The 26368-nt window shown below is 68.1% G+C and carries 21 protein-coding genes; 9 read left to right on the top strand and 12 right to left on the bottom strand.

What is annotated here, in order from left to right; translation table 11 throughout:
• The first annotated feature begins 8 nt into the window (after positions 1-8).
• Positions 9-2297, top strand: coding sequence for an Orn/Lys/Arg decarboxylase N-terminal domain-containing protein (locus C1922_RS11540; RefSeq protein ID WP_108749888.1), 2289 nt, complete (start codon positions 9-11; stop codon positions 2295-2297).
• A 27-nt stretch (positions 2298-2324) separates the two neighbouring features.
• The gene (locus tag C1922_RS11535; protein ID WP_108749887.1) at positions 2325-3227 is read left to right on the top strand and encodes a cation diffusion facilitator family transporter; all 903 of its coding nucleotides are present in this window, start codon (positions 2325-2327) and stop codon (positions 3225-3227) included.
• 18 nt (positions 3228-3245) lie between these two features.
• Here C1922_RS11535 and C1922_RS11530 read toward each other — a convergent pair whose 3' ends face one another.
• The 8 genes from C1922_RS11530 to C1922_RS11495 all read right to left on the bottom strand — a co-directional run bounded on the left by C1922_RS11530 (position 3246) and on the right by C1922_RS11495 (position 12860).
• A complete protein-coding gene (locus C1922_RS11530) occupies positions 3246-3989 on the bottom strand; it encodes an energy transducer TonB (protein ID WP_234413301.1) in 744 nt (247 codons plus the stop codon).
• 146 nt (positions 3990-4135) lie between these two features.
• The gene (locus C1922_RS11525; protein ID WP_108749885.1) at positions 4136-4642 is read right to left on the bottom strand and encodes a hypothetical protein; all 507 of its coding nucleotides are present in this window, start codon (positions 4640-4642) and stop codon (positions 4136-4138) included.
• Positions 4643-4719: 77 nt separating this feature from the next.
• On the bottom strand, positions 4720-7830 hold the full coding sequence (locus C1922_RS11520) for an error-prone DNA polymerase (protein ID WP_108749884.1): 3111 nt from the start codon (positions 7828-7830) through the stop codon (positions 4720-4722).
• 6 nt (positions 7831-7836) lie between these two features.
• Positions 7837-9246 (bottom strand): DNA polymerase Y family protein, encoded by a 1410-nt coding sequence (locus C1922_RS11515; protein ID WP_108749883.1) that lies wholly within the window; start codon positions 9244-9246, stop codon positions 7837-7839.
• Between the two features lie 9 nt (positions 9247-9255).
• The gene (gene imuA / locus C1922_RS11510) at positions 9256-9870 is read right to left on the bottom strand and encodes a translesion DNA synthesis-associated protein ImuA (protein WP_108749882.1); all 615 of its coding nucleotides are present in this window, start codon (positions 9868-9870) and stop codon (positions 9256-9258) included.
• Between the two features lie 298 nt (positions 9871-10168).
• Complete coding sequence (locus C1922_RS11505; RefSeq protein ID WP_108749881.1) at positions 10169-11176, bottom strand: cyclase family protein; 1008 nt, start codon at positions 11174-11176, stop codon at positions 10169-10171.
• A complete protein-coding gene (locus tag C1922_RS11500) occupies positions 11173-11862 on the bottom strand; it encodes a DsbA family protein (protein ID WP_108749880.1) in 690 nt (229 codons plus the stop codon). Before C1922_RS11500 ends, C1922_RS11505 begins: the two co-directional genes overlap by 4 nt.
• A gap of 92 nt (positions 11863-11954) precedes the next feature.
• Positions 11955-12860 (bottom strand): LysR family transcriptional regulator, encoded by a 906-nt coding sequence (locus C1922_RS11495; protein ID WP_108749879.1) that lies wholly within the window; start codon positions 12858-12860, stop codon positions 11955-11957.
• A 140-nt stretch (positions 12861-13000) separates the two neighbouring features.
• Here C1922_RS11495 and C1922_RS11490 point away from each other — a divergent pair, with 140 nt between their 5' ends.
• On the top strand, positions 13001-13891 hold the full coding sequence (locus C1922_RS11490; RefSeq protein ID WP_108749878.1) for a sterol desaturase family protein: 891 nt from the start codon (positions 13001-13003) through the stop codon (positions 13889-13891).
• Positions 13892-13898: 7 nt separating this feature from the next.
• Here the strand turns inward: C1922_RS11490 and C1922_RS11485 are convergent, their stop codons facing one another.
• Together C1922_RS11485 and C1922_RS11480 are read right to left on the bottom strand one after the other, a co-directional pair.
• Positions 13899-14603: an AraC family transcriptional regulator gene (locus C1922_RS11485; RefSeq protein WP_108751573.1), complete on the bottom strand. Its 705-nt coding sequence runs from the start codon at positions 14601-14603 to the stop codon at positions 13899-13901.
• Between the two features lie 313 nt (positions 14604-14916).
• A complete protein-coding gene (locus C1922_RS11480; protein ID WP_108749877.1) occupies positions 14917-15351 on the bottom strand; it encodes a glyoxalase in 435 nt (144 codons plus the stop codon).
• A gap of 335 nt (positions 15352-15686) precedes the next feature.
• Here C1922_RS11480 and C1922_RS11475 point away from each other — a divergent pair, with 335 nt between their 5' ends.
• Complete coding sequence (locus C1922_RS11475) at positions 15687-18482, top strand: glycoside hydrolase family 3 C-terminal domain-containing protein (protein WP_108749876.1); 2796 nt, start codon at positions 15687-15689, stop codon at positions 18480-18482.
• Between the two features lie 123 nt (positions 18483-18605).
• Here the strand turns inward: C1922_RS11475 and C1922_RS11470 are convergent, their stop codons facing one another.
• Positions 18606-19514: a LysR family transcriptional regulator gene (locus tag C1922_RS11470; protein WP_108749875.1), complete on the bottom strand. Its 909-nt coding sequence runs from the start codon at positions 19512-19514 to the stop codon at positions 18606-18608.
• A 105-nt stretch (positions 19515-19619) separates the two neighbouring features.
• Between C1922_RS11470 and C1922_RS11465 the strand changes: the two genes are divergently transcribed.
• From C1922_RS11465 to C1922_RS11455, 3 genes are all read left to right on the top strand, one after another.
• A complete protein-coding gene (locus C1922_RS11465; RefSeq protein WP_108749874.1) occupies positions 19620-20978 on the top strand; it encodes an MFS transporter in 1359 nt (452 codons plus the stop codon).
• Positions 20978-21364 carry a DUF4440 domain-containing protein gene (locus tag C1922_RS11460; protein ID WP_108749873.1) on the top strand — a complete coding sequence of 129 codons (387 nt, stop codon included), beginning with the start codon at positions 20978-20980 and terminating at the stop codon, positions 21362-21364. The genes C1922_RS11465 and C1922_RS11460 overlap by 1 nt, the downstream gene beginning before the upstream one ends.
• Before the next feature lie 167 nt (positions 21365-21531).
• Positions 21532-23442, top strand: a complete 1911-nt coding sequence (locus tag C1922_RS11455) for a CocE/NonD family hydrolase (protein ID WP_108749872.1) — start codon at positions 21532-21534, stop codon at positions 23440-23442.
• 163 nt (positions 23443-23605) lie between these two features.
• Here C1922_RS11455 and C1922_RS11450 read toward each other — a convergent pair whose 3' ends face one another.
• Entirely contained in the window at positions 23606-24697 is a 1092-nt protein-coding gene (locus C1922_RS11450) for an alkene reductase (RefSeq protein WP_108749871.1), read from the bottom strand.
• A 179-nt stretch (positions 24698-24876) separates the two neighbouring features.
• On the opposite strand from C1922_RS11450, the gene C1922_RS11445 reads away from it, so the two are divergent.
• Together C1922_RS11445 and C1922_RS11440 are read left to right on the top strand one after the other, a co-directional pair.
• On the top strand, positions 24877-25635 hold the full coding sequence (locus C1922_RS11445; protein ID WP_108749870.1) for an SDR family NAD(P)-dependent oxidoreductase: 759 nt from the start codon (positions 24877-24879) through the stop codon (positions 25633-25635).
• 106 nt (positions 25636-25741) lie between these two features.
• Positions 25742-26191, top strand: coding sequence for an MgtC/SapB family protein (locus C1922_RS11440; protein WP_108749869.1), 450 nt, complete (start codon positions 25742-25744; stop codon positions 26189-26191).
• Positions 26192-26368: the final 177 nt, after the last annotated feature.

Raw genomic sequence — 26368 nt, 5'->3', positions numbered from 1 at the left:
GAATCAACGTGTACTTCAAGTCCTTGGATTACCCGGTCATCGTCATCGATGGCGATTACGATTCACCGCGCATCGGCGGCATCCTGATCCGCGCGCTGGTGGAAGAGCTGCGTGGCAACGGCCAGCGCGTGCTGTGCGGCCTGAACCTGGACGATGCGCGCGCCGGTGCCCGTACCTACGTGGCGGCGTCGGCGGTGCTGATCTCGATCGATGGCAGCGAGGAGGGCGAGGGCGAGTTCCAGCGCCTGGCGGCCTTCCTGCGCGAACAGAGCGCGCGCCGGGCCAACCTGCCGGTGTTCCTGTACGGCGAGCGGCGCACCATCGAGAAGGTGCCCAGCAAGCTGCTCAAGTACATCCACGGCTTCATCTTCCTGTTCGAGGACACCAAGAACTTCGTCGCCCGGCAGGTGATGCGCGCGGCCGAAGACTACATGCACAACCTGCTGCCGCCGTTCTTCAAGGCGTTGATCCACCACGCGGCCGAATCGAACTATTCCTGGCATACCCCGGGCCATGCCGGTGGCGTGGCCTTCACCAAATCGCCGGTGGGGCGTGCGTTCCACCAGTTCTATGGCGAGAACACCCTGCGCAGTGATCTGTCGATCTCGGTGCCGGAACTGGGTTCGCTGTTGGACCACACCGGCCCGATCAAGGAGGCCGAGGACGAGGCCGCACGCAATTTCGGCGCCGACCACACCTTCTTCGTCACCAACGGCACATCCACCGCCAACAAGATCGTCTGGCATGGCACGGTGGCGCGCGGTGACGTGGTGTTCGTCGACCGCAATTGCCACAAATCGCTGCTGCATGCGCTGATCATGACTGGCGGCGTGCCGGTCTACTTCACCCCCAGCCGCAACGCGCACGGCATCATCGGGCCGATCAGCCTGGACCAGTTCACCCCCGAGGCGCTGCAGCAGCGCATTGCCGACAACCCGCTGGCCAGCCAGGCCTACCAGGCCGGATCGAAGCCGCGCATCGCGGTGGTCACCAATTCCACCTACGATGGCCTGTGCTACAACGCCGAAAAGATTGCCGAGGAGATCGGCAGCGCGGTGGACTTCCTGCACTTCGATGAAGCGTGGTACGCCTATGCGGCATTCCATCCGTTCTACGAAAACCATTACGGCATGGCCAAAGGCAAGCCGCGTGAGCAGGACGCGATCATCTTCACCACCCATTCCACCCACAAGCTGCTGGCCGCGTTCTCGCAGGCTTCGATGATCCACGTGCGCAACTCGGCCAGCCGCGACCTGGACGCCGAGCGCTTCAACGAATCGTTCATGATGCACACCTCCACCAGCCCGCATTACGGGGTGATCGCGGCCTGCGACGTGGCCTCGAAGATGATGGAGGGCGAGGCCGGGCGCTCGATGGTGCAGGAAATGCACGACGAAGCGATTGCCTTCCGCCGCGCCATGCTGCACGTGCGCGATGACCTGGGTCGCGACGACTGGTGGTTCAGCGTGTGGCAGCCCACGAAGGTGGAGCGCAGCCTGGACAAGGGCGATACACCGGCACCGGTGGTGGCCAAGCGTGAGGAATGGTACCTGCAGCCCGATGCGCACTGGCACGGCTTCGATGGGCTGGTGGACGACTACGTGCTGATCGACCCGATCAAGGTGACCCTGCTGACCCCGGGCCTGTCGATGGACGGCAGCATGGGCAAGCTGGGCATTCCGGCGGCGGTGCTGAGCAAATTCCTGTGGGGCCGCGGCATCACCGTGGAAAAGACCAACCTGTACTCGGTGCTGTTCCTGTTCTCGATGGGCATCACCAAGGGCAAGTGGAGCACCCTGGTGACCGAGCTGATGGCGTTCAAGGAGCTGTACGATCGCAACGCGCCGTTGAACCAGGCACTGCCGACGCTGGCCGCCGATTATCCGGTGGCCTATGCCGGCTGGGGCCTGCGTGACCTGTGTGAGGCGCTGCATGCCTTCAACCAGGAATTCGCGGTGGCCAAGGTGATGCGCGAGATGTACGTGGACCTGCCGACCCCGGTGATGACCCCGGCCGATGCCTACAACCATCTGGTGAAGGGCGAGATCGAGCGGGTGGACATCGAGCAGCTGAGTGGCCGCATTGCCGCCACCATGCTGGTGCCGTACCCGCCGGGTATTCCCACCATCATGCCGGGCGAACGCTTCGGCGCCAGCGACGAGCCGATCATCCAGTCGCTGCGCATTGCCCGCGAACAGAACGCGCGCTTCCCCGGTTTCGAATCGGATGTGCACGGGCTGATCATCGAGCACGACGAGGAAGGCACCACCTACCGGGTGGAGGTGCTGAAGGCCTGACCTTGAGGGTCGGACCTTTGGCGCTGCATGGATACCGCCCGCGAACAACGCATCCTGCTGCTGTCGATCGGGATGACCGTGGCGGTCAGTGCGGCCGGCTTCCTGGGCGGCCTGCTGGTGGGATCGCAGGCCATCCTGTTCGACGGTATCTACAGCCTGGTGGACGTGGCCCTGACCCTGGTGTCGCTGTCGGTGCTGCGGCTGGTGGCGCGGGAGCAGAGCCCGCGCTTCCAGTACGGCTATTGGCATCTGGAACCGATGGTGGAAGCACTGGGCGGGGTGATCCTGTCGCTGGCCTGCGTGTATGCGCTGGCCAACGCGATGATCGGGCTGACCACCGGCGGCCACGTGGTGAAATTCGGGCCGGCGCTGTGGTGGGCCGGTCTGATCAGTGCAACCAACCTGGGCATGGCCGCGTTCGTGGCGGGGCAGGCGCGGCGCCTGCACTCGCCGTTGCTGTGGCTGGACGTGCGTGCCTGGCTGCTGGGCGGGCTGATGGCATTGGCGGTGGTGCTGGCCTTCCTGCTGGCGCTGGCCCTGCAGGACGGGCCTTGGCAGCACTGGGTACCGTACCTGGATTCGATCGTGCTGATGCTGATCAGCTTGGCCGTGCTGCCGGTGCCCACGCGCGCCGCGTTCAAGGCGCTGCGCGAGGTACTGCAGGTCGCGCCTGATGACCTGGACCAGCGCGTGCAGCAGGTGATGCAGGCGTTCGTACGCGAGCGGGGCTATGCCGGCTTCACCAGCCATGTGGCGAAGATGGGGCGCATGCGCTTCATCGAGATCCACGTGCTGACCGACCCGGCCACGCCGTTGGGCACGGTGGGCGAGGTGGATGCCATGCGCGATGAGATTGCCGTGCGCCTGGATGCACGCGGCGGCATGTTCTGGCTGACGATCGATTTCACCGCCGACCCGGCCTGGACCTGAGCGGCGGCGCGGCGCGCTTCAGCGCAGGTAGTACTCCACCGGTACCACGCGTTCCTGCGGCGCCGGCAGATCATCGGGAATACGCGGCAGTGGCTGTGCGCGACGGAAGGTCTGCAGGGCCGCCTGGTCGAGCATGGGCTCGCCACTGCTGCGTTCCAGCAGCAGCGTGCGCAGGCGTCCGCTGCGGTCGACGCTGGCGCGCACCCAGGCCGTGCCCTGCTGGCGGCGGGCGCGGGCGGCACTGGGGAAATAGCGGTGGCGTTCCAGGCGCGCCATCAGGCGTGCTTCCCAGGTATCGCTGTGGGTGCCGGCCAACTGCGGCGCCGGTGCGGCGTCGGGGCTGGGCGGCGCTGCGCTGATGGACGCCGGTGCCGGGGGCGCTTCGTGGGCCGGCAGGACCAGGGCCGTTAGGGGCTGTGCCTGCGCATCGGGCGTTCGACCGTCAGCGGCGGCCAGGGTGCCTTCCTGCGCGCGGCTGGGCGGGGGCGGCGACAGGGTGCGTGGCTGCGCTGGACGCGGCTGCTGGGCCTGGCTGGGACGCTCGGCCTTCAGTTCTTCCAGCGGCTGTGGCGGCGCGGTGGGCGGCAACATGCGCAGGCTGATGCGCACCTCTTCGACAGGCGGCGTGGGCCGGGGTGTGGACGTCGTCCAGTGCAGCAGCCCCAGCACCGGCAGCAGATGCAGGGTGGCGGTGATCGCCACCGCCATCCAGTGCGTGCGGCGCTCGCGTGCGCCGCGCCGCGCCGGGCGGGCAGGCGTCAACGGCAATGGCATTGGACGGAGCGCTTGGACGGGCACGGACGGCTGCGGAGAGCGGGACAGGAACGGCCCGCGGCGGCAAGGGCAGCGCGCGCACCTTACCGCAAAAGAGAATCGTTTGCATTAATGCCGGGCCGTCAGGGCCCGGTTCATGGCGCGGCGTTGACCCCGGGGCGCACGTAGTAGGTCTGCCCACTGTCGTCCAGGAACAGCAGTTCCGGCTTGCCCTGCCACGAGGTGAGCATGGCGCCGGTATTGTTCTGGTGGCGGACCATCAGGGTGGCGCCGCGATCGGGATTGGCGACCACCTTGAACACTTCGGTGGTGCCGCTGGCATCGTCCAGGGTGAGCAGGGCTTCGCCGCCACGGTCGCTGGTGCCATAGCCGCCGCGTTCGGAACCGTCCGGGCCGAGCAGGATCACACCGGACAGTGCCGTGGCACGTGGGCCCTGGCTGCGCCCTTTGCTGGTTGGATCGGGTACCGGCGCGCCGACGATGACGCGGGCCTGGCCCTTTGCATCGTGTACGACCAGGCCGCGTGCATGGATCACGCGTTCGGGCGACTGGCTGTGGTGCAGGTTCCAGGCCGTCCAGCCGGACACCAGCAGGGCGAGGGTGGATACCCCCAGGGTGGTAAGCAGCAACGCACGGGCCATCGTGTAGTCCTTCCTTGGATGTGGCGACGATAGCGGATGCAAAAGCGGATGGGTAGAGTCGACACATCAACGACCCATCAATGGAAATCGCGGCTGTGGCTGCGCAGGCCCTGCAATAGATCGTCCAGCCCCAGCATGCGCTGCACGATGACATGCTGCACGCCGTCCACGCGTTCCAGCCGGCCGTCGATCTGCATCAACTGGGTATCGACCAGGATGCGGTGCTGGCGGTCGGCCACGTGCCGCCAGACCACGGCGTTGACCATGCCGGTTTCATCTTCAAGGGTCAGGAAGGTGACCCCGCTGGCGGTCTGCGGCCGCTGCCGCATGCGCACCAGCCCGGCAATGCGCACGCGGCGGCCATGCCCGTGGGCAGCCAGCTGCGCGGCATCCAGGCAGCCACGGCTGCGCAGCTGTGCACGCAGGAACGACAGGGGGTGGCGGCCCAGCGTGGTGCCGGTGCTGCGGTAATCAGCCTGCATGTCGTCCCAGGCGCTGGGCAGCGGCAGCGGCACGCGTGCTTCGCCGGTGGCGCGGGCCGGGTCGAACAGCGGCAGGCGGTTTTCCACGCCGGAAACATCCCAGCGTGCGCGATGACGATGGCCACTGAGGCCACGCAGGGCGCCGGCATCGGCAAGCAGGCCCTGCTGGCGGCGATCCAGTGCGACGCGCTGGCACAGATCGCCCACATCGTCGAACGGGCGCCGCGCGCGCTCGCGCAGCAGGGCCTGCACCGCCCGTTCGCTGCAGCCATCGACCAGGCGCAGGCCGAGGCGGATGGCGGCCGCGCCCTTGCTGAAATCGAGGGTGCAGTCCCAGTGGCTGTAGCGCACATCCACCGGCAGTACGGCAATGCCATGGCGGCGCGCATCCTGCAGCAACTGGTCCGGGCTGTAGAAGCCCAACGGCTGGCTGTTGATCAGGCTGGCGGTGAACGCGGCCGGGTGGTGGCACTTCAACCAGCAACTGACATAGGTGAGCAGGGCGAAACTGGCGGCATGGCTTTCCGGAAAACCGTAATTGCCGAAGCCCTTGATCTGCTCGAACAGATGTTCGCCGTATTCGCGGCTGAAGCCGTTGCGCAGCATGCCGGCCAGCAGTTTTTCCCGATGCGGTTCCAGCCCGCCACGGCGCTTCCAGGCGGCCATCGAACGGCGCAGGGCGTCGGCCTCGCCCGGGGTGTAGCCGGCCGCTTCCACGGCCAGTTGCATCACCTGTTCCTGGAACAGGGGAACGCCCAGGGTGCGTGCGAACACGCGTTCCAGCTGCGGTGGGTAGAGCGGGTTGGCCGGGTCGTTCAAGGCCTCGGGGCCCTGTTCCCGCAGGATCCGGCGGCGCTCCAGATAGGGGTGCACCATGTCGCCCTGGATCGGCCCGGGGCGCACGATGGCCACTTCGATCACCAGATCGTAGAAGGTGCGCGGCTGCATGCGCGGCAGCATGGCCATCTGCGCGCGCGATTCGATCTGGAACACGCCGATGGTATCGGCGGCGCAGATCATGTCGTAGGTCGCGCTGTCCTTGGCGGGCACCGCATCCATGCGGCCGCTGTGCAGCCCGTGCTGCTGCAGCAGGGCCAGGCATTTGCGGATGGCGGTGAGCATGCCCAGCGCCAGGCAGTCGACCTTCATCAGACCGGTGGCGTCCAGATCGTCCTTGTCCCACTGGATGACGGTGCGGTCGGCCATGGCCGCGTTTTCCACCGGCACCAGGGTGGACAGTGGATGTTCGGAAATCACGAAACCGCCCGGGTGCTGCGACAGGTGGCGCGGGAAATCGATCAGTTCGGCGGTGAGTGACAGCAGCCGCCGCATCAGCGGTGTGTCCGGGTCGAAGCCGCGTTCGCGCAGGGTGTCCGGCAGCGGTATGTGCCCGCCCCAGTGGTCCATGGCGGCGCCCAGCTCGTTCACCTGGTCCATCGGCAGGCCCAGCGCGCGGGCCACATCGCGGATGGCACTGCGGCCCCGGTAGCTGATCGCCACGGCGGTCAGCGCGGCGCGTTCGCGGCCATAGCGCTTGAACACGTACTGCAGCACTTCCTCGCGGCGCTCGTGCTCGAAATCGATGTCGATGTCCGGCGGTTCGTCGCGTTCTTCGGAAATGAAGCGCTCGAACAGCAGGTTGCTGCGCGCCGGGTCGATCTCAGTGACGCCCAGCACGAAACACACCGCCGAATTGGCCGCCGAGCCGCGGCCCTGGCACAGGATCTGTTGGCTGCGGGCGAAGCGCACGATGTCCTGCACGGTGAGGAAGTAGGAGGCGTAGTTTTTCTTGGCGATCAGTTCCAGTTCGTGTTCGATCTGCTGGCGCTGGGCCGGCTGGATGCCGTCCTTCCAGCGTTCGGGAATGCCTTGTTCCACCAGCGCGCGCAGCCAGCTGTCCGGGGTGTGGCCTGCGGGCACCAGTTCGCGCGGGTAGGTGTATTTCAGCTGGTCCAGGCTGAAGTGGCAGCGCGCGGCGATCTGCAGGGTTTCGGCCAGCAGCTGCGGCGGGTACAGCTGGGCCAGCGACGTGCGCGGGCGCAGGTGGCGTTCGCCATTGGGAAACAGGCGCCAGCCGGCTTCGGCCACGCTGCAGCGGTGGCGGATGGCGGTAAGGGTGTCCTGCAGGGCGCGGCGACGGCGCACGTGCATGTGCACATCGCCGCTGGCCACCAGCGGCAGCGCGTGGCGTTCGCCGAAGGCCTGCAGCTGCTGCAGGCGGCGCGCGTCGTCGTGTTCGTGGTGCAGTTCCACCGCCAGCCACAGGCGGTCGCCGAAGCCGGCGCGCAGCCCCTGCAGGTGGCTGGCATCGGGCTGCCGGTCCAGCCACAGGCACAGCAGGCTGTCGGGCAGGCCCTGCAGATCGTCGGCCAGGCAACGGTACTCACCCTTGCCGGCGCGCCGGCGGCAGGTGGTGATCAGCTGGCACAGCCCGGCGTAGGCCGCCTGGTCGGTGCACAGCAGGGCGATCTTCGGCCCATCTTCGATCTGCAGTTCGGCGCCGACGATCAGCGCCACGCCATGTGCCTTGGCCGCCTGCCAGGCGCGGACGATGCCGGCCAGCGAGCATTCGTCGGTGATCGCCAGGGCGCGGTAGCCCTGGCTGGCGGCGCGCGCGAACAGTTCGTCGGCGGTGGAGGCGCCGCGCTGGAAACTGAAGGCCGAAAGGCAATGCAGTTCGGCATAGGCGGGCAGTTCTGCGTGCATGCTGGTTCAGCCGAACCAGCCGTGCAGCATCCACGGCGCATGTGGATCGTTGCGCGGGCGGAACGCCCAGCCGCGTTGCCCGTGCGCGGTTTCCACCACGTAGTAGTCGCGCCGCGCATCGGCCTGGTCCCACCAGCCCGATTCGATCCGTTCCGGGCCGGCGACGATGCGCAGGCGCGGGTCGCGCAGCGGCTGTGGTGCCTCCAGCAGCCAACCGGGGCGCAGCGGCCAGTGCGTAGGAGGCTTGGCTGGCGGCTGGGTGCCGCTGGCACGTTCGGGGCGATGGTCGGCCTGCACCGCCAGCGGCTGCACGGCATCATCGCCCAGCCGCGCGCGCAGCCGTTCGCGCAGCTGGTTCCAGGGCATGGCCTGGGCCGGACGGGTGTCGAACAGATCACGTGCCACCGGCACGAACGGCGGCAGTTGCTCGGCCTGCAGGCGCAGTGCGCGGCTGCCGGCGGGCAGGGCGAAGGCTTCCATGCGGTTGCGGGCGATTTCGAACAGCAGCGCGGCATCGCGTTCGGGCGCCAGCAGGCCGATGGTCAGCACGCTGGCCGGCAGCAGGTCGTGTTCGAAGTGCAGGTCGAAGCGCTGCACGCCGCCATCGCGCGAACAGAGGAAGGCAGCCAGGTCCAGCAGCAGGCGCCGCAGCGGGAACAGCAGGGCCTGGCTGGATTCGATTTCGTATTCGAATTCGATGCGGGCATCGAAACGGTCCGGGGGCTGGTAGTAGCGCAGTGGCGTGTTGTCCAGGCCGCGCACGGCATCGAGCTGCTGCAGCACCTGCGGGGCGAAGCGGCGGGCCAGGCTGTCGCGCGGCAGGTCGAACACCGCGCCCAGCGTACGCAGGCCGGAACGACCGAGCACGGTGACCGCATCGGCCGGCAGGCCACTGCGTGCCAGCGGCAGCGGCGCCAGCGCGGCCGCCAGCTGCGTGGCATCGATGCCCAGGCCGTCATGCACGTTGGCCAGCACGCGCGCGGCATGCGGGTTGGGCGCCGCCACCAGGCGGTGGCGGAAGCCGAGTTCATGCAGGCCGTGGCGCAGGCGCTGTTCGATCCGTGGCCAATCGCCGAACAGGGCGCGGCTGGCGTGGATTTCCAGCACCAGTGCATGCGGAAAATCGAGGCTGACCTGCGAACTGTAAGCGTACAGCCAGCTGGCCAGCAGTTGCCGGGTCTGCTGTTCGGCGGCGGGATCGTAGTCGTGCAGCTGCATGTCCTGCACCAGCACCTGCGCGGCCGACAGCAGCATGCCCGGGCGCAGGCCGGCGGCCCGTGCGGCCGGGCTGACCGCGCGCAGCACCCGGCGCTGGGCCGGGCCCTGCAGCAGCACCAGCGGCCGCTGCGGGTCCGGCTGCTGGCGCAGTACGCTGTCCAGCGCCAGTTGCGGCAACAACAGGCAGGCCCAATGCATGGCGCGGCCTCAGTGGGCGATGGCCAGCGGCAAGGGCTGCGCAGGCGGCAGCCCGCCGCGGCACTTCAGCACGCGCACCTGGCCGGGGTCGAGCTGCAGGCGCAGGCTGGCCGGCGACGGATTGCGTGCGGCGCGCGCTTCGCGGAACACGAAGCCCAGGCACTGGCCACTGTCGGCGGCCACCTGCAGCCGGCGCAGGGAACGATCATCGGCCTGCTGCGGCCAGCACAGCACCGCCGCACAGGCGGCCGAGCGCAGGCACTGTTCGGCCGCCCACAGCGCCTGCTTCGGCGTGGCGTGGATGATCTGCAGCTGGGCCAGGTCCAGCCCGGCCGCGGCCCAGGCCGGGGCATGCGGGCGATGCGGCGGGGCAACCAGCACGATCGGCCGATCGCGCTGGCTCAGCTTCGCCAGCGCCGGCCAGACCAGGGCCAGTTCGCCCACGCCGGGGCTGGCCAGCAGTACTTCGCACAGCCCGCTGGCGGGCCAGCCGCCGCCGGGCAGGCGGGCATCCAGGGCCGGGTGCCCGCTGGCCAGATGGTCGCTGGCCGGGCCATGGCGGGCCGGCCCGCGCCACAGTTGGCGGCCATCCAGCAGGCGGTCCAGGGCGACGACGGCACCCATCAGCCGGTCCTCCAGGGGAGGCGCCGGGCAGGCTGGAAGCGGCAGCAGTGGACGGGAACGGCGGGCATGGAACGAGTATCGACAGGCCGGTATCAGGGGCTGAGACCGGACATGCTACTCGCCTTGTGAGTAGAATTACTAATGAAATCGAGGGGTGGATTTCAGGTTGCTGAAGGGGGAAGGGAGTGCCGACCAAGGTCGGCACCTACCCGGCATGGGGGAGTGCCGACCAAGGTCGGCACCTACCCGGTATGGGACGCCATGCGTTCGCCGGGCATGGCCCGGCGCTACCGGCGCGTTACCGGCGTACCGGCAGGGCTACCGGGCGAAGCGGGGCGGCGTCGCCGCCGCGGATCTTCAGCGGGCCGCCGATGAAGGCGAACTCGTAGACCTGGTCACGGGCCAGTTCGTCCAGCGCCACCAGCTCGATGATCGGCGCGCCCTGCTGGGCCAGCAGGTAGGTGTGCAGCGGCACGTAATCATCGGACACCTCCGAGGGGAAGGTCTCGAAGCTGAGGTTGTCGGCGCCGACGATCATCGCGCCGCTGTCTTCCACCAGGAAACGTGCCGCATCCAGGCCCATGCCCGGCGGGTTGGCCATGTAGGCGCGGGGCTGTTCGAACAGGCGCATGCGACCGGTGCGGATCAGCACCACGTCGCCCTGCTGCAGGGTGACGTGCTGGCGTGCCAGCGCATCCTTCAGGTCCTGACGGGTGACGCGGTAGCTGTCCGGCAGCATGTCCACGCCCTTGGCACCGGCCACGTCGATCAGCACGCCACGGGCGATCAGCGGCGGGAACTTCTCGATGCCGGTGACCTTCCAGCCGCGATCGCCGAGGTGCTCATCGGCCTCGAAGCCATTCCAGATCTTTCCGTGGATGCCGAAATGGTTCAGCGCATCGATATGGGTGCCGGTGTGGCTGTACATCGAAAACGCGGTGCCGGTGTAGCTGCGGGTGAGGTTCATGGCCTGGCCCACGTCCATCGGGTCGTCCACCACGGTGCCGCGCGGGGTATGGGTCATCCAGAACTGGTAGTGCGGGTCGCCGGCGTCCTGCCAGCTGGGCATGCCGACGTAGTATTCGGTGGCCAGATCGTAGGCCTTGCCGCCGCTGACCCGCGACAGGATGGCGGCACGCGAGGCGTCGGTGATCAGGTTGAGGCGACCGATCTCGTCCTTCGGCCCCCAGGGGCTGGTGCCGACCTGCTGGCCGGAAGGAACGTGTTCGTGTGCGGACACGGCGCTGGCTGCGCCGGCGGCCGCCACCAGCAGGGCCAGTGCGCTGGCCAGGGTACGTGGGGTCATGGGGTTTCTCCTTGCAGGGTGGGGAAGGGCGCGGCGGTGGCCGCGACCAGAGGCGCCAGGGCCTGGCGCAGCTGTGGCAGCGGCAGGGTCTGCAGGCGCAGGCCGTTGCCGCCGATGACGGTGGGAATGGAACGGATGCCGAGGGCGGCGGCTTCGGCGCGGTCGGCCTGTACGCGCTGGCGCACGGTGTCGCTGCGCATGTGGCCAGCGAAGACGCCGCGCCGGTGGCCCAGCGATTCGGCGATGTCCAGCAGGACGTCGGCATCGCCGATGTTGCGGTGCTGGTGCAGGTGCGCCCACTGCACCGCATCGAACATCGCGCCATGGGCATCGTTGCCGCCGAGCACACCGGCCGCCTGGCAGGCCAGTGCGCCGAGCCAGCCGGACGGATATTCGAACGTCTGCGCGCGCATGCCGTCGATGTCGATGCGCGCAGTGTCTTCATGCGCCGCGCAGTCGGCCCAGTGGCGCAGGATGGTGTCCTTGGCGCGGGGCATGGAACCGAAGACGTCGATCATCCGGGCGCGCGAGTCCTGCAGCACGAAGCTGCGGTGGCGCACCTGGATGCCCAGTTCGGCCGAAACCTGTTGCAGGCGCGGGGCCAGCACGAAGCACCAGCCGCAGACCACATCGTGGAAGAAATCGACCACCGGCGCGGCGGTGGTGGGGGAGGGAGCGGAAGACATCTGCCTGCCATCGGTGAGAGGGGAGGCGGCAGCGTAGGCAGCGCAGCGTGGCCGAAACAGCGGGTTTCGGGCAGCTCAGTTTTCGCTGGCGGTTACGAATCCAGTCCCGCGCAGCCGGGCAGTTCGGCGTGCAGGAAATCGATGAAGGCCCGCACCTTGGGCTGCAGGTAGCGCGCGGTGGGGTAGACCGCATGGACAAAGCGCGGTGGATAGCGGTGGTCGGGCAGCACCTGCTGCAGGGCGCCGCTTGCCAGTGCGGGCGCGGCCAGGAACGAGGGCAGGGCGCCGATGCCCAGGCCCGCCAGCAGCAGGTCGCGCAGCAGCAGGCTGTTGTTGGCGGTGACGCGCGCTGGCAGGGTGATGGTCACCTGGCCATCGGGGCCGAGCAGCGGCCAGCTGCCGGGCGAGTCGGACAGGCTGTAGGCCAGTACGCTGTGCGCCTGCAGATCGTCCACCACCTGCGGTGCCGGATGCTGCTGCAGGTAGGACGGTGCCGCGCACAACACCTGCTGCAGCGAGGCCAGCCGCCGCGCCACCAGGCGTGAATCGTCCAGCTCGGCGCGCAGCCGCAGCGACACATCGAAGCCTTCGCCCACCGCATCGAGCAGGCGGTCTTCCATCACCAGGTCCAGCGACAGCTGTGGATGCTGCTGCAGGAAGCGCGGCAGCAGCGGCGACAGCGTGCTCAGCGCGAAGGACTGCGGCGCGTTCACCCGCAGGCGCCCGGCAACCTCGCCACGCTGTTCGGCGATACCGCGTTCCAGCGCTTCCAGCTCGTCCAGCAGGCGGCAGCACTCGCGGTAATAGGCCTGGCCGGTCTCGGTCAGGCTCATGCGTCGCGTGGTCCGCTGCAGCAGCACCACGCCCAGGTGCGCCTCCAGCGTGCGCAGCTGTTTGCTCAAGCCGGCCGCTGACAGACCCAGGTCTTCGGCCGCGCGGGCCAGGCCGCCGCGTTCGACGATGCGGCGGAAGGTGCGCATCAGGTTGAAGGAATCCATGCTGCCCCCGGCGCGATGAGGGCGCCATTGTAGATCCACGCCGTGCGTGGATGGCGCAACCGGTTCGGCTTGCGCGGTTTGTTCAAGCCGGCAGGCCGGGGGCCAGGCCAGCATGCAGGCCCCTCACTCCCGGATTGCCCATGAAGCACTGGATGCTCCGCCTGTATGCGCCGTTGTTCCTGTCTGGATTCGTTGCCGCTGCCGTGGTCTGGGTTGGCCATCGGCAGGGGGGCCCGCTGTGGCTGCTGGCCCTGCTGGCGCTAGCCATCGCTGTTTCATTCGCCGCCGAACGCGCATGGCCGTATGACCCTGCGTTCAATCAGGCGCAGGGCGACCGCCTGCGCGACAGCCTGCATGCGCTGGTCAACGAAGGCTTGAACCTGTTGTCGATCGCTGCGGTGCCTCTGTTGGCGGCGGTGATTCCGTGGCAGCTGTGGCCAGGGCAGTGGCCGTTTTCGGTGCAGGTGCTGCTGGCGATCATTGCCGCCGATCTGGGCATCACCCTGGTGCACTACGCCAGCCATCGCATCGGATGGCTGTGGCGGCTGCATGCGGTGCATCACAGCGTGACCCGCATGTACGGCTTCAACGGCCTGATGAAGCATCCGCTGCACCAGGCCGCCGAAGCGCTGGGCGGCGTGCTGCCGCTGCTGGTGCTGGGCCTGCCGATGCCGGTGGCGGCGGTGCTGGCCTTCGCCATCGCCATCCAGCTGCTGCTGCAGCATTCCAACGTGGACATGCGGCCGGGCGTGCTGGGCCGGGTGATGGCGTGGGCGCCGCTGCATCGCTTCCACCACATGCGCTACGGCACGGCGGGCGATGTCAACTTCGGACTGTTCCTGACCGTCTGGGATCACCTGCTCGGCACTGCCTTCGATGCGCCGGGTTACCGGTTGCGCGTGCGTGACCTGGGCATCGGCAGCCAGCCCGACTATCCGCGTGACTATGCCGGACAACTGCTGGCGCCGTTCCGCGACCTGCCCCATGGGCAGGTACCCGAAGTACCCGAAAGGCTGCGCCGTCGCCGTTGAGTGCGCCTCAGGCAGCGCGCAGCTGCAGGCCCTGCAGCTGCGCCGCACCGATGCCGAACATGCGGCGCAGGCTGCGCGACAGATGGGCCAGGTCGGCGAAGCCGGCCGCGTGCGCACTGTCGGTCAGGCTGTGGCCGAGCAGATGATGCGCCAGGGCGCTGCGCAGCCGCTGCCACAGCACCCAGCCGCGCAGGGTCACGGCCAGGTCGGACTGGAAGCGGCGATGCAGCTGGCTGGTGGACAGGTGCGCGGCCCCGGCGATGTCGGCGGCCGGTACCGGGCCGGGCAGGTGCTGGGCGATGCGTTCCAGCGCCACCTGCACGCGACGGTCCAGCGGCTGCGCACGGCTCAGCTGCGGCAGGTGTTGCTGCAGGGCGGTGATATCGGTGGGCAGCGAGGGCAGTCGCTGCTGGATCTGTGCGGGATCGGCGTGGGCCGGTTCCAGGAACAGCGTGCAGCCGTCCGCGGGCGCGGCGAGGATGGCATGTGGCACAAAAGACGGCAGCCACAGGCGCTGGCCGTGCTGTGCCACGCCATCGATCTCCACCTGCCAGGGCGCGCCATCGCTGAGCAACAGCTGGTGGGCGTAGTGCGCGTGCGTGCCGCTGTCACCGGCATGGCCCTGCAGCACCGCCACGTGTGCGTGCAGCAGCAAGGTGCCGTTCCAGGGCCGGGCAGGTGAGGACATGCAGCGATTGTAGATCCACGCCATGCGTGGATGGATTTCCATCGGAATTGAATCCATGGAGATCCGACCCCCGTGCCGACCAACGGTCGGCACCCACCACCATCAGCAGCTTCCATCAGCAGGGGTTCCAACAGCTCGCAGGAAACCGTCGAAGGCGGGGCACTGTGGGTGTGCGGGGACGCCGTGAATCCATCCGTGGAGGCTTGGTCGCCGCATCCATGCGGCTCACACCCCGCACACCCACAGTGCCCCGCCATCCCACGGAATGCGGCATTTGATCTTGCTGTTGCGTTTGCCGTTGTCTCTGCGGGTGCCGGGCGGCAGCCCGGCCGTCGCATCACCGCCCGTCTGGGTCCGGCCGGTGATGCACGTACTCGACCACGGTGCCATCGGGGTGCACCGCGTTGAACGCCGCGCCGGTGGGTACCACCTGCAGCGGGAAGATGATCTGCGCGCCGGCTGCGACCAACCTGTCGTGATAGGGCCGCACGTCATCGACCAGCAGGGTGCCGGTGGTGGAGGTGAACGGCGCCAGTGCGGTGTCATTGCCTTCGATCAGCAGGAACGCACCGACCATGGCCAGGCGCAGGCCGGCATCGGGGAAGGGGAAGCCCGCGTCGGCCACCACGCCCTGCAGTTGTTCGTAGAAGGCCACCCGTGCTTCCAGTTCCCCGGGGGCGACGAACACGCGGATCAGCACGCGGGGGCTGCGCTGGCTGGAGGTATCGCAGCGGTCGCGCCAGAGATGGTCGAAGTCGCGGTGCAGGGTCATGGGCAGCGCTCGGGGCCGGGAATTCCATTATCGGCAGCACCACCGGCCACGCTGATGACCAGCGGTGATGGCCTGATAACCACCGTGCGCGCGGGCGCCTGTGACTTAGGTCCTGTTGACAGCGATCAACGCCCTCGCACAATCTTCACATGATGGGTCGCCGTGTGCGGCCCGGGCAGGCAGGTTGTCACGCCGGGAGGAGGGTCCCGCGCGCAGACCGGCCCGTCCTTTGGCCTGCAGGTTGTTGCCCGGCAACGCTTGCGCGGCATGACGCTGCACCCTTCGGCGGCACTTTCCCTGGACCGATTGCCTTGGCAACGGAATTACGCCTGCCGATGAAAACGTTTACAAAGCCGCTTGCCCTGTCCCTTGCCCTGTCTGCCGCATTGGCCGCTCCGGCTTGGGCCGCCCCGGACGCCTTCACCGTGCTGACCCTGGACCAGGCGCCCGCGCCGGATGCCATGCCGGCCCTGGTGGCGCAGCTGAAGACCCTGCAGGTGGACGCAGTGAGCGTGCGCCAGGTGCAGCGCGGTATCGGCCAGGTCGATCCGTTGCAGCTGCTGGCCGATGGCCTGGGCTACGACTACCGCTTCATTGCCGCCGGCCAGGACGATGGCCAGACCCAGCACGGCCAGGCCGTGCTGACCCGTCTGCCGATTGCCGCTGAAAGCGGCCCGGACCAGCCGGGCCTGAACTACCTGCGCCTGGATGACGGCCGCCACACCGTGGCCGTCTACACCGACGCCGGTGCCGGCGCCGCACGTCTGCCGGCGCTGGTGTCGCGTTCGCGGCTGGGCGCACCGGCGGTGCTGCTGGGCGCGGTGGCCGGTGAATCGGCCAAAGCGGCCGGTTTCGACCCCTCGCGCGTGGCCCTGGAAGCCGACGCCAGCTACTTCAGCGATGGTTTCCAGGCGGCCAGCAGCGCACCGTTCAAGATCGATGGCAGTGGCCTGCAGGCAACCCTGCTGACCCTGGCCTATGCGGCCGACAAGGGCGGTGAGCGCCCGTGGATGGACGCCAGCCTCAACGCCGATGCGCGCGCTGCGCTGCTGCTGAAGGCGATGACCGAGGACGAGAAGTTCCAGATGCTGCACAGCTATTTCGGGCTGGGCAAGGATGGCGGTCCGCTGCCGGAAGGCGCGGTGGGTTCGGCCGGTTTCGTGCCGGCGGTGCCGCGCCTGGGCATTCCGGCGCAGCAGTCGGCCGACGCCGGCGTGGGCGTGACCAACCCGGGTGGCATCCGACCGGGCGATTTCGCCACGGCCATGCCGTCGGGCCCGTCCACCGCCTCCAGCTGGAACCGCGAAGTCGCCTTCGCCGGTGGCGCGACCATGGGCCGAGAAGCCTGGCAGCAGCGCTTCAACATCCTGCTTTCGGGCAGCGTCAACCTGCAGCGTGACCCGCGCAACGGCCGCAACTTCGAATACGCCGGTGAAGACCCCCTGCTGGCCGGTTCGATGGTGGGCGCACTGATCCAGGGCGTGCAGAGCCAGCACGTGATTTCGTCGATGAAGCACTTCGCGCTGAACGACATGGAGACCCGCCGCAACTTCCACGACGTGCGCATCGGCGAACAGGCCATGCACGAGTCGGACCTGCTGGCCTTCGAGATCGCGCTGGAAGCCGGTCGCCCGGGCGTGGCGATGTGCTCCTACAACAAGATCAACGGTACCTACGGCTGCGAGAACGGCTACCTGATGAACCAGGTGCTGAAGCAGGAGTGGAAGTTCCCCGGTTTCGTGATGTCCGACTGGGGCGGCGTGCACAGCGGTTCGAAGGCGGCGCTGGCCGGCCTGGACCAGCAATCGGCCGGTGAAGTGTTCGATGCGGCGGTGTTCTTCGATGAACCGCTGCGCCTGGCCGTGCACGGCGGCGTGGTGCCGCAGGCGCGCCTGAACGACATGGTGGCGCGGATCCTGCGCACGATGTTCCTGCACGGCAACTTCGACAACCCGCCGCAGCACCAGAAGGTCGATGCCGAAGCCGGCTTCGCCGTGGCCCAGCGCACGGTGGAAGAGGGCAGCGTGCTGCTGCGCAATGAAGGCAACCTGCTGCCGCTGGCCGACAGCGTGAAGCGCATCGTCATCATTGGCGGCCATGCCGACAAGGGCGTGATCGGTGGTGGTGGTTCGTCGATGGTGGGTGTGACCGCCAAGGGCACCAATGCGGTGCCGGGCGTGCTGCCCACGACGTGGCCGGGCCCGGTGATGTTCCATCCGTCCTCGCCGCTGGAATCGCTGCGTGCAGCACGTCCGGACGCCACCATCGAATATGTGGACGGCAGCAATGCCGCTGCGGCCGCCAAGGCTGCCGCGCAGGCGGACGTGGCCATCGTGTTCGCCACCCAGTGGGCGGCCGAATCGGTCGACCTGCCGGACATGAAGCTGCCTGACAACCAGGACGCACTGATTTCCGCGGTGGCCAAGGCCAACCCGAAGACCGTGCTGGTGCTGGAAACCAATGGCCCGGTGCGCACGCCGTGGCTGGCGCAGGTTCCGGCCATGCTGCAGGCCTGGTACCCCGGCATCCGTGGTGGCGAAGGCATTGCCGCGCTGCTGACCGGCCAGGTGAATCCGTCGGGCCGCCTGCCGGTGACCTGGGTGGTGGACGAATCGCAGCTGCCGCGCCCGCACGTGGATGGCCTCGGTTTCAAGCCGGCCAAGCCGTTCGGCGATGTGTTCGATTTCGATATCGAAGGCGCCAACGTGGGCTACAAGTGGATGGCGGCCAAGGGCCTGACCCCGACCTTCGCCTTCGGTCATGGTCTGTCCTACACCTCGTTTGCCTATGAAAACCTGAAGGTGAGCGTGGAAGGTTCGCGCTTGGTCGCCAGCGTGGACATCCGCAATACCGGCAAGCGCGCCGGTGCCGACGTGGCCCAGCTGTACCTGAAGCTGCCGGCCGGCAGCACCACGCCGATCCGCCTGATCGGCTACGACAAGGTGAACCTGCAGCCGGGCGAACAGCGCCGTATCCGCATCGAAGCCGAGCCGAAGACGCTGGCGCATTACGATGCGCAGGCCCGCCAGTGGAAGATCGACGGCGGCACCTACCAGGTGCAGCTGTCGCGCAACGCAGCCGAACCGCTGCAGAGCGTGGACGTGCAGCTGGTGGAGCAGGTGCTGCGCTGATTCCGCAGGTGATGGATGCTTGAAGACACGGCCCCGCAAGGGGCCGTGTTTGTTTGTGGGAGGTGTTGGGTTCGCCGGGCATGGCCCGGCGCTACCCGGCCACGGCATCCCCGGCGGACGCCATCATCCGCCGGGCGTGCCGGTGAACCACCCGCGCAGGAAATCGATCAGGTGGCGCACTTTCGGCGAGGGCTGCGTGCTGTGCGGGTAGACGGCATAGACGCTCTGCTGCGGGAAGCGGTGCTGGCGCAGTACCGGCCGCAGGCGGTCGTGGGCCAGGTCGTCCTCGATCAGCCAGCGCGGCAGCACGGTGACGCCTGCACCGGCCAGGGCGAAGGCGCGCAGGCTGCTGGCGCCGTCCACGCGCACCACGGCATTGCCAGGATTGGTGGCAAACAACGCGTCGCTACCGTCCGGCGCCACCACCGGCACATCGGCCAGGCGCGGATAGCCGAGGCGGGGCAGGGTGCCCAGCTGCACCGGGTCATCCGCTGCGTCGGCAGAGGGCAGGCGCGCCAGCAGCGACGGTGCGGCCACCGCGCACAGCGGATGGCGTTCCAGTTCGCTGGCGTGCAGGCCTGAATCCGGCAGGCGGCCAAGGCGGATGGCCACGTCGAAACGCTCGGGAATCAGGTCGGCCGGTGCCGGCGACGTGGACAGATGAAGCTGCAGCGCCGGGTGCCGCGCTCGGAATGCCTCCAACGCCGGGATCAGCCGCAGCTGCGCGTACTCCGGCGTGGTGGTCAGGCGCAGCGTGCCCTGCAGCTGATGCTGGTCGCGGCGCGCGGCATCGATGGCCGCCTGCGCCGCATCCAGTGCCTGCACGCAATGCTGCAGGAACTGTTCGCCGGCCTCGGTCAGGGCCAGGTGGCGGGTACTTCGCAGCAGCAGGGTCACCCCCAGTTCCTGCTCAAGCCGCTTCAGGTTGAAACTGACCACCGCGCGGCTGAGACCAAGGCGGTCGGCGGCCGCGGTAAGGCTGCCGGCCTCGACCACGGCGCGGAAGATGTCGAAGCGATCCAGGCTGACCATGGCGATTCATTGTCAAAACAGATTTGACAGTGTTGCAGTTGCTGTCTTGTTTTTCCAACAGCCATCGAAAGGCATGCTGGCCGCTTCCCTGCTGGAGCGCCGCCGATGCCGTCCCCCCGCCAGCGCCATGAGGCGATCTTCCTGCTGGTGTTCGCCCTGGACCTGGTGAACATGTTCATCGCCACGGTGGCCTACCCGGCGCTGGCGGCCGAGCTGCATGCCGATGTCGGCCTGCTGGCCTGGGTCGGCACGGCCTACATGCTGGGCCTGAGCGTGGTGATTCCGTTGGCACCGTGGCTGGCCGCGCGCTGTGGCGAGCGACGCCTGCTGCTGGTGGCGCTGCTGCTGTTCGCGATGGCGGCGGCCTTGGCCGGTGCGGCGCCGGGCATCGGCTGGCTGCTCGGCTGGCGGCTGCTGCAGGGACTGGCCGGTGGACTGCTGATCCCGGTCGCCCAGGCGGCAGCCTACCGGCAGTGCACGCCGGACCAGCGCGGGGCACTGACCCGCCGCATCCTGTTGGTGGCCTTGCTGGTACCGGCGCTGGCGCCGGCGTTGGGTGGGCTGCTGGTGCAGTGGCTGTCCTGGCGCGGCGTGCTATGGGCCAGCCTGCCGCTGGCACTGGCGGCGATGGGCCTGGTGATGGCCTGGATGCCGGCCGATGGTGAACGCACCGCGCCGCACCTGCAGGCCTATGCGCTGGCCACGGCGATGAGCGCGTTGGGCGTGCTGCTGCTGGCACTGACCTGGCTGGGCGAGCCCGGCCACCGGATTGCCGGCGCGTTTCTGCTGCTGCTGGCGCTGCTGCTGGCGACCGCCCACCTGCGCCACGCGCGCCGGCAGGCACAGCCGCTGCTACGCTGGTCGCTGCTGTCGCATCGCGGGCTGCGGCTGGCGATGCTGGTGTACCTGGCCGTGCCGGGCGTGTTCATCGGCAGCCAGCTGGCCAGCACGTTGCAGCTGCACCAGGCCGGTTACAGCGCCGCACGCATCGGCGCGCTGATGCTGCCTTGGGCGCTGGCCTCGGCACTGGCCATCACCGCCAGCCGTCGCCTGCTGGCGCGTTTCGGGCCTGCGGCGGTGCTGCGCGGCGGGATGCTGTTGCAGGCCTCGGGTCTGCTGCTGATGGCCCTGCTGCCGCAGCCTTCGTTCGCGCTGGCGGCGCTGCTGTTCGCGCTGATGGGGGCGGGCGGCAGCCTGTGCAGCAGCACCGCGCAGACGCTGGCGTTCCATGGTGTGGAGGCCGAGGCACTGGGTGATGCCAGCGCGCTGTGGAATCTCAACCGACAGCTCAGCTTCTGCCTTGGCACCGCCGCCATCGCGCTGCTGCTGGCCCTGGCCATGCAGTGGTTGCCGGCGCGGGCCACCGGCGTGGCGCTGGGCCTGGCCGCTGTCCTGACCCTGCTGCCGATGGCGCTGTTGCGCCGCTCGCAGCCCCTGACACTTGCGCAACCGGAGAATGCCTGATGCACCGCACTGCTGAACATGAAATCCACGAACTGCACGATAAGCTTCAAGCCTGGTTTCGCGCCGAAGTCGGCGCCGACGCACTCGATGATCTGATGGCGCATTTCTGCGCGGACTTCAGCATGGTCGGCATTGCCGGGCGGCGGCTGGATCGGCAGGCGGTGCAGGCCTTGTTCGCGGGTGGGCATGGGGCCCGCACTGGTCTGCGCATCGACATCGACGCCGTGCAGATGATTGAAGCGCCGTCACCGCTGGCCGTGCTGCGCTATCGCGAGGGGCATGCAGTGGGCGATGGGGCGACCGCATGGCGGGAATCGCTGGCGGTGCTGCGGCAGGAGCAGGGGCGTTGGCGCTGGTTGGCGCTGCATGAAGTGGCAACCGCCTGATCGGTAGCGCCGGCCAGCGGCCCGCACTACCGTCCGGCGGTCAGCGCCGCCCCGGTTGGCATGTGCCATCAGTCCTGCCCCCAAAGAGCGCAGAACGCAAAGCCTGCACACACCTCACCGGGCTGGGCAGGAGTAGGCTTGGGACTTTCCTGTCGGGAGGGGTTTCCATGCATGTGCGTGCCGTTGCTGTAGCGATCGCCCTTGGCCTGTCCAGCACCGTGCTGGCTGCCGATACCCCGCCGATGACCCCGGACATCAGTGGCAAGCCGTTCGTTGCACCGGATATCGGCCGCGACTACGACAAGCGTGTGGTGATGGTGCCCATGCGCGACGGCACCCGTCTGTACACCGTGATCGTGGTGCCCAAGGGCGCGCACAACGCACCGATCCTGCTGACCCGCACGCCCTACGACGCGGCCGGCCGCGCCAACCGCAGCGATTCGCCGCGCATGCGTGACCTGCTCCCGCAGGGCGACGAGGTGTTTGTCGACGGCGGCTACATCCGCGTGTTCCAGGACATCCGCGGCAAGTACGGTTCCGAAGGCGATTACGTGATGACCCGGCCGTTGCGTGGGCCGCTGAACAACACCAAGGTCGACCATTCCACCGACGCGTGGGACACGATCGACTGGCTGGTCAAGCACGTGCCGGAGACCAACGGCAAGGTAGGCATGCTGGGCTCGTCGTATGAAGGCTTCACCGTGGTGATGGCCTTGACCGACCCGCATCCGGCGCTGAAGGTTGCCGCACCGGAAAGCCCGATGGTCGATGGCTGGATGGGCGACGACTGGCTCAATTACGGTGCGTTCCGCCAGGTCAACTTCAATTACTTCGCCATGCAGACCGAGAAGCGCGGCAAGGGCACGCCGCTGCCCAGCCTGGGCTACGACGACTACAGCACCTTCCTGCGCATCGGGTCGGCCGGTGACTACGCGCGCTTTACCGGCGTGGACCAGCTGAACTGGTGGAAAAAGCTGGTGCAGCACCCGTCCTACGATGCCTTCTGGCAGGGCCAGGCGCTGGATGCGGTGATGGCGAAGACGCCGCTGAAGGTGCCGACCATGTGGCTGCAGGGCCTGTGGGACCAGGAAGACATGTGGGGCGCCAACCATGCCTACCAGGCGATGGAAGGGCGCGACACCGGCAATACCCACAACTACCTGGTGATGGGCCCGTGGCGGCACAGCCAGGTGAACTACACCGGTGACTCGCTGGGCGCCCTGAAGTTCGATGGCGATACCGCCCTGCAGTTCCGCCGCGATGTGCTCAAGCCGTTCTTCGACCAGTATCTGGTGGACGGCGCGGCGAAGGCCGACACGCCGCCGGTGCTGATCTACAACACCGGTGAAAACCACTGGGACCGCCTGCAGGGCTGGCCACGCAGCTGCGAAAAGAACTGCACGGCGGCCAGCAAGCCGTTGTACCTGCGTGCCGGCGGCAAGCTGGCCTTCCAGGCGCCGGCGGCAGGCGAGGGTGACTACGAGGAGTACGTGTCCGACCCGGCCAAGCCGGTGCCGTTCGTGCCGCGCCCGGTGCGTTTCGGCGACCGTGACATGTGGACCACCTGGCTGGTGAAGGACCAGCGCTTCGTGGATGGTCGGCCCGATGTGCTGACCTTCATCACTGAACCCTTGAGCGAACCGCTGCGCATTGGCGGTACGCCGGTGGTGCACCTGCAGGCGTCCACCAGTGGCACCGACAGCGACTGGGTGGTGAAGCTGATCGATGTGTATCCAGACCAGGAAGCATCGACGCCGGAGATGGGAGGCTACGAGCTGCCGGTGTCGTTGGCGATCTTCCGCGGCCGCTACCGCGAAAGCTTCAGCGAGGCCAAGCCGCTGGCCGCCGACCAGGTGCTGCCGTATCGCTTCGACCTGCCCAATGCCAACCACACCTTCCAGAAAGGGCACCGGGTGATGGTGCAGGTGCAGTCCAGCCTGTTCCCGCTGTATGACCGCAATCCGCAGACTTACGTGCCGAACATCTACCTGGCCAAGCCGGACGATTACCAGAAGGCCACACAGCGGGTCTGGCACAGCGCCGCGCAGGCCAGTTACATCGATCTGCCGGTGTATTGAGGGTGGCGGGGTGACGCCGGGCATGCTGGACTGTGATGGCGTCCAACGCGTGTCGACCAAGGTCGACGCCTACCAGAGCAGGCGGTAGCGCCGGGCCATGCCCGGCGGATGGAGTGGTCGCAGGGATCCGGTAGCGCCGGGCCATGCCCGGCGGATGCGGCGCTTACGCGCTCAAGGCGGGGTAATCGGTGTAGCCGTGTTCGCCGCCCCCGTACAGCGTGTCCGGGTCCAGTTCGGCCAGGGCCGCGCCACTGCGCAGGCGTGCAACCAGATCGGGGTTGGCGATGAACGCGCGACCGAAGGCGACCATGTCGGCGTAGCCGCTGCCGACGGCGTGCGCGGCGCTGTCCAGGTCATAGCCGTTGTTGGCAATCCACGGGCCGCGGAAGCGGGCACGCAGCGCAGCGTAGTCGAACGCAATGTTGTCCCGGTCACCCCCGGTTGCGCCTTCGATCACGTGGATGAAGGCCAGTCCGTCGATGCCGTCCAAGCGTTCCACCGCGCGGTTGAACAGCGGCTGCGGATTGCTGTCGTGGGCATCGTTGACCGGCGTGACCGGCGACAGGCGCACGCCGGTGCGGGCCGGGCCGATGGCTTCGGCTACCGCGCTGACCACTTCAAACAGCAGGCGCGTGCGGTTCTCGATGCTGCCACCGTAGGCATCGCTGCGGTGGTTGCTGCCATCGCGCAGGAACTGGTCGATCAGGTAGCCGTTGGCGGCGTGTACTTCCACGCCGTCGAAGCCCGCGGCAATCGCGTTGCGTGCAGCGATGCGGTAGTCCTCGACCAGCGCCGGGATTTCCTCGATGGCCAACGCACGTGGCGCGGACACATCCTCGAAGCCATTGGCGGTGAAGGTCTTGCCATTGGCGCGGATCGCGCTGGGTGCCACCGGTACTTCACCATCGGGCAGCAGGCTGGTGTGGGAAATGCGGCCCACATGCCACAACTGCAGCACGATGCGACCGCCTTCTGCATGCACGGCATCGGTAATGGATTTCCAGGCCGCAACCTGTTCGGCGCTGTAGATCCCCGGGGTGTCCAGGTAGCCTTGGCCAAGCGGGCTGATCTGGGTGGCTTCGGCAATGATCAGGCCGGCGCTGGCCCGCTGCTGGTAGTAGGTGACTGCCAGCGGCGACGGTACGCGATCGGGCAGGGCGCGGTTGCGCGTAAGCGGGGCCATGGCGATGCGGTTGGCAACGGCGATATCACCCAGGCGGGTGGGCGTGAACAGTACGCGGGATTCGGCACTCATCGGGGGTCCATGCACTGCAGGGGAGGTGTGCATGAGCATAGGGCGCTGCGCGTTGCAGCGATGGGAAGGATCGTTGCGTGGCGCCGGTGCGCCGCGTGCCGTTTCCGTAACACGTTGCGGCGTAGATTCGAGAGCAGGCGGGCAGGCCCGCATCGATTGCCAACACGTGGAGTACACAGATGATCGATTATCAGCTGGGCGGAAAGACCGCCATCGTTACCGGCGGTGTTTCCGGCATCGGCCTGGCCGTGGCCGAGCTGCTGGCTGCATCGGGCGCACGCATTTCGGTGTGGGACCTGAAGCAGGACGCCGTGGATGCGACCGTACAGGCCTTGAAGGCCAAGGGTGCCGAAGCGATCGGCATCGCGCTGGACGTGACCGACGAGGCGGCGGTGGAAGCGGCCGTGCAGCGCACGGTGAGCGAACTGGGCGGGCTGCATGTGGCGGTGAACAATGCCGGTATTGGCGGCCCAGCGGCCAGCAGCGGCGATTACCCGGTTGATGGCTGGAAGCGCGTTGTGGATGTGAACCTGACCAGCGTGTTCCTGTGCCAGCGTGCGCAGATCCAGGCAATGCGCGCGGCGGGCAAGGGCGGCAGCATCATCAACATGGCCTCGATCCTGGGCCAGGTGGGCTTTGCCGGTTCCACCGCGTACGTGGCGGCCAAGCACGGCGTGGTGGGCCTGACCCAGACTGCGGCATGGGAACATGCCGCCGATGGCATCCGCATCAACGCCGTCGGTCCGGGCTTCATTGCCACGCCGCTGCTGGACAAGATGGATGCCAATGCGCGTGCCACGCTGGAAGCCAAGCATGCCCTGAAGCGGCTGGGCAAGCCGGACGAGGTGGCGGCGCTGGTGGCCTGGCTGGCCAGCAATGACGCCTCGTTCGCGACGGGTACCTATTACGCGATCGATGGCGGTTACCTGGCGCAGTAATGCGCTGAGGTGCGGTTCCGCTACCGGGTGAACCGGCCGTGCGGGCGCCTTCACTGTGGTGCCACGCGCGGCGCGCGACGCTCCGGGAAAATCCCGGAGCCTGCCGATGGAAATTACCCAGGACGTATCCATCCTGTTGCGCGTTGCCGCCGCCATGCTGTTTGGCGGCGTGCTGGGCGTCGAGCGCGAGATGGGCAAACATGCCGCGGGCCTGCGCACACACATGCTGATTGCGGGTGCGGCGGCGCTGATCGTCGGCCTGGGCGATTCGGTGGCCGAGCATTTCCAGCAGGAGCGCTACCGGGACCTGCTGCAGGTCGATCCGGTGCGCCTGATCGAGGCCGTAGTGGCCTGCGTGGGATTCGTTGCCGCCGGCACCATCCTGCGCGGCAACCGCGAAGACCAGGTCAGTGGGCTGACGACCGCCAGTTCTCTTGTGATGGCCGCCGCCATCGGCATTGCCGTGGGCATTGGCAAGTACGTGATCGCGATGGGGGTGAGCGTGCTGTGCCTGCTGGTGCTGGCGGTGATACGGCGTGTGGAGAAGAAGCTGTGAGTGCCGGGCTGGGGTCGGAGCCCCTGCGGGGATCCGACCCCGCGACAATCAAGGGTCAGATCCCCGCAGGGGCTCTGACCCTTTCTCCTAATGGTCATACCAATAAACCGAAACTAACGCTATGGTCTAATAGGCGTCTTGCGGAAATGGCGGTTCAATCCGCCACGAGTGGCGCGT

Source organism: Stenotrophomonas sp. ZAC14D2_NAIMI4_7, assembly GCF_003086675.1.
Taxonomy (GTDB): domain Bacteria; phylum Pseudomonadota; class Gammaproteobacteria; order Xanthomonadales; family Xanthomonadaceae; genus Stenotrophomonas.
The sequence above is the reverse complement of the archived record's forward strand: the minus strand, read 5'-3'. Positions and strand labels throughout refer to the sequence as shown.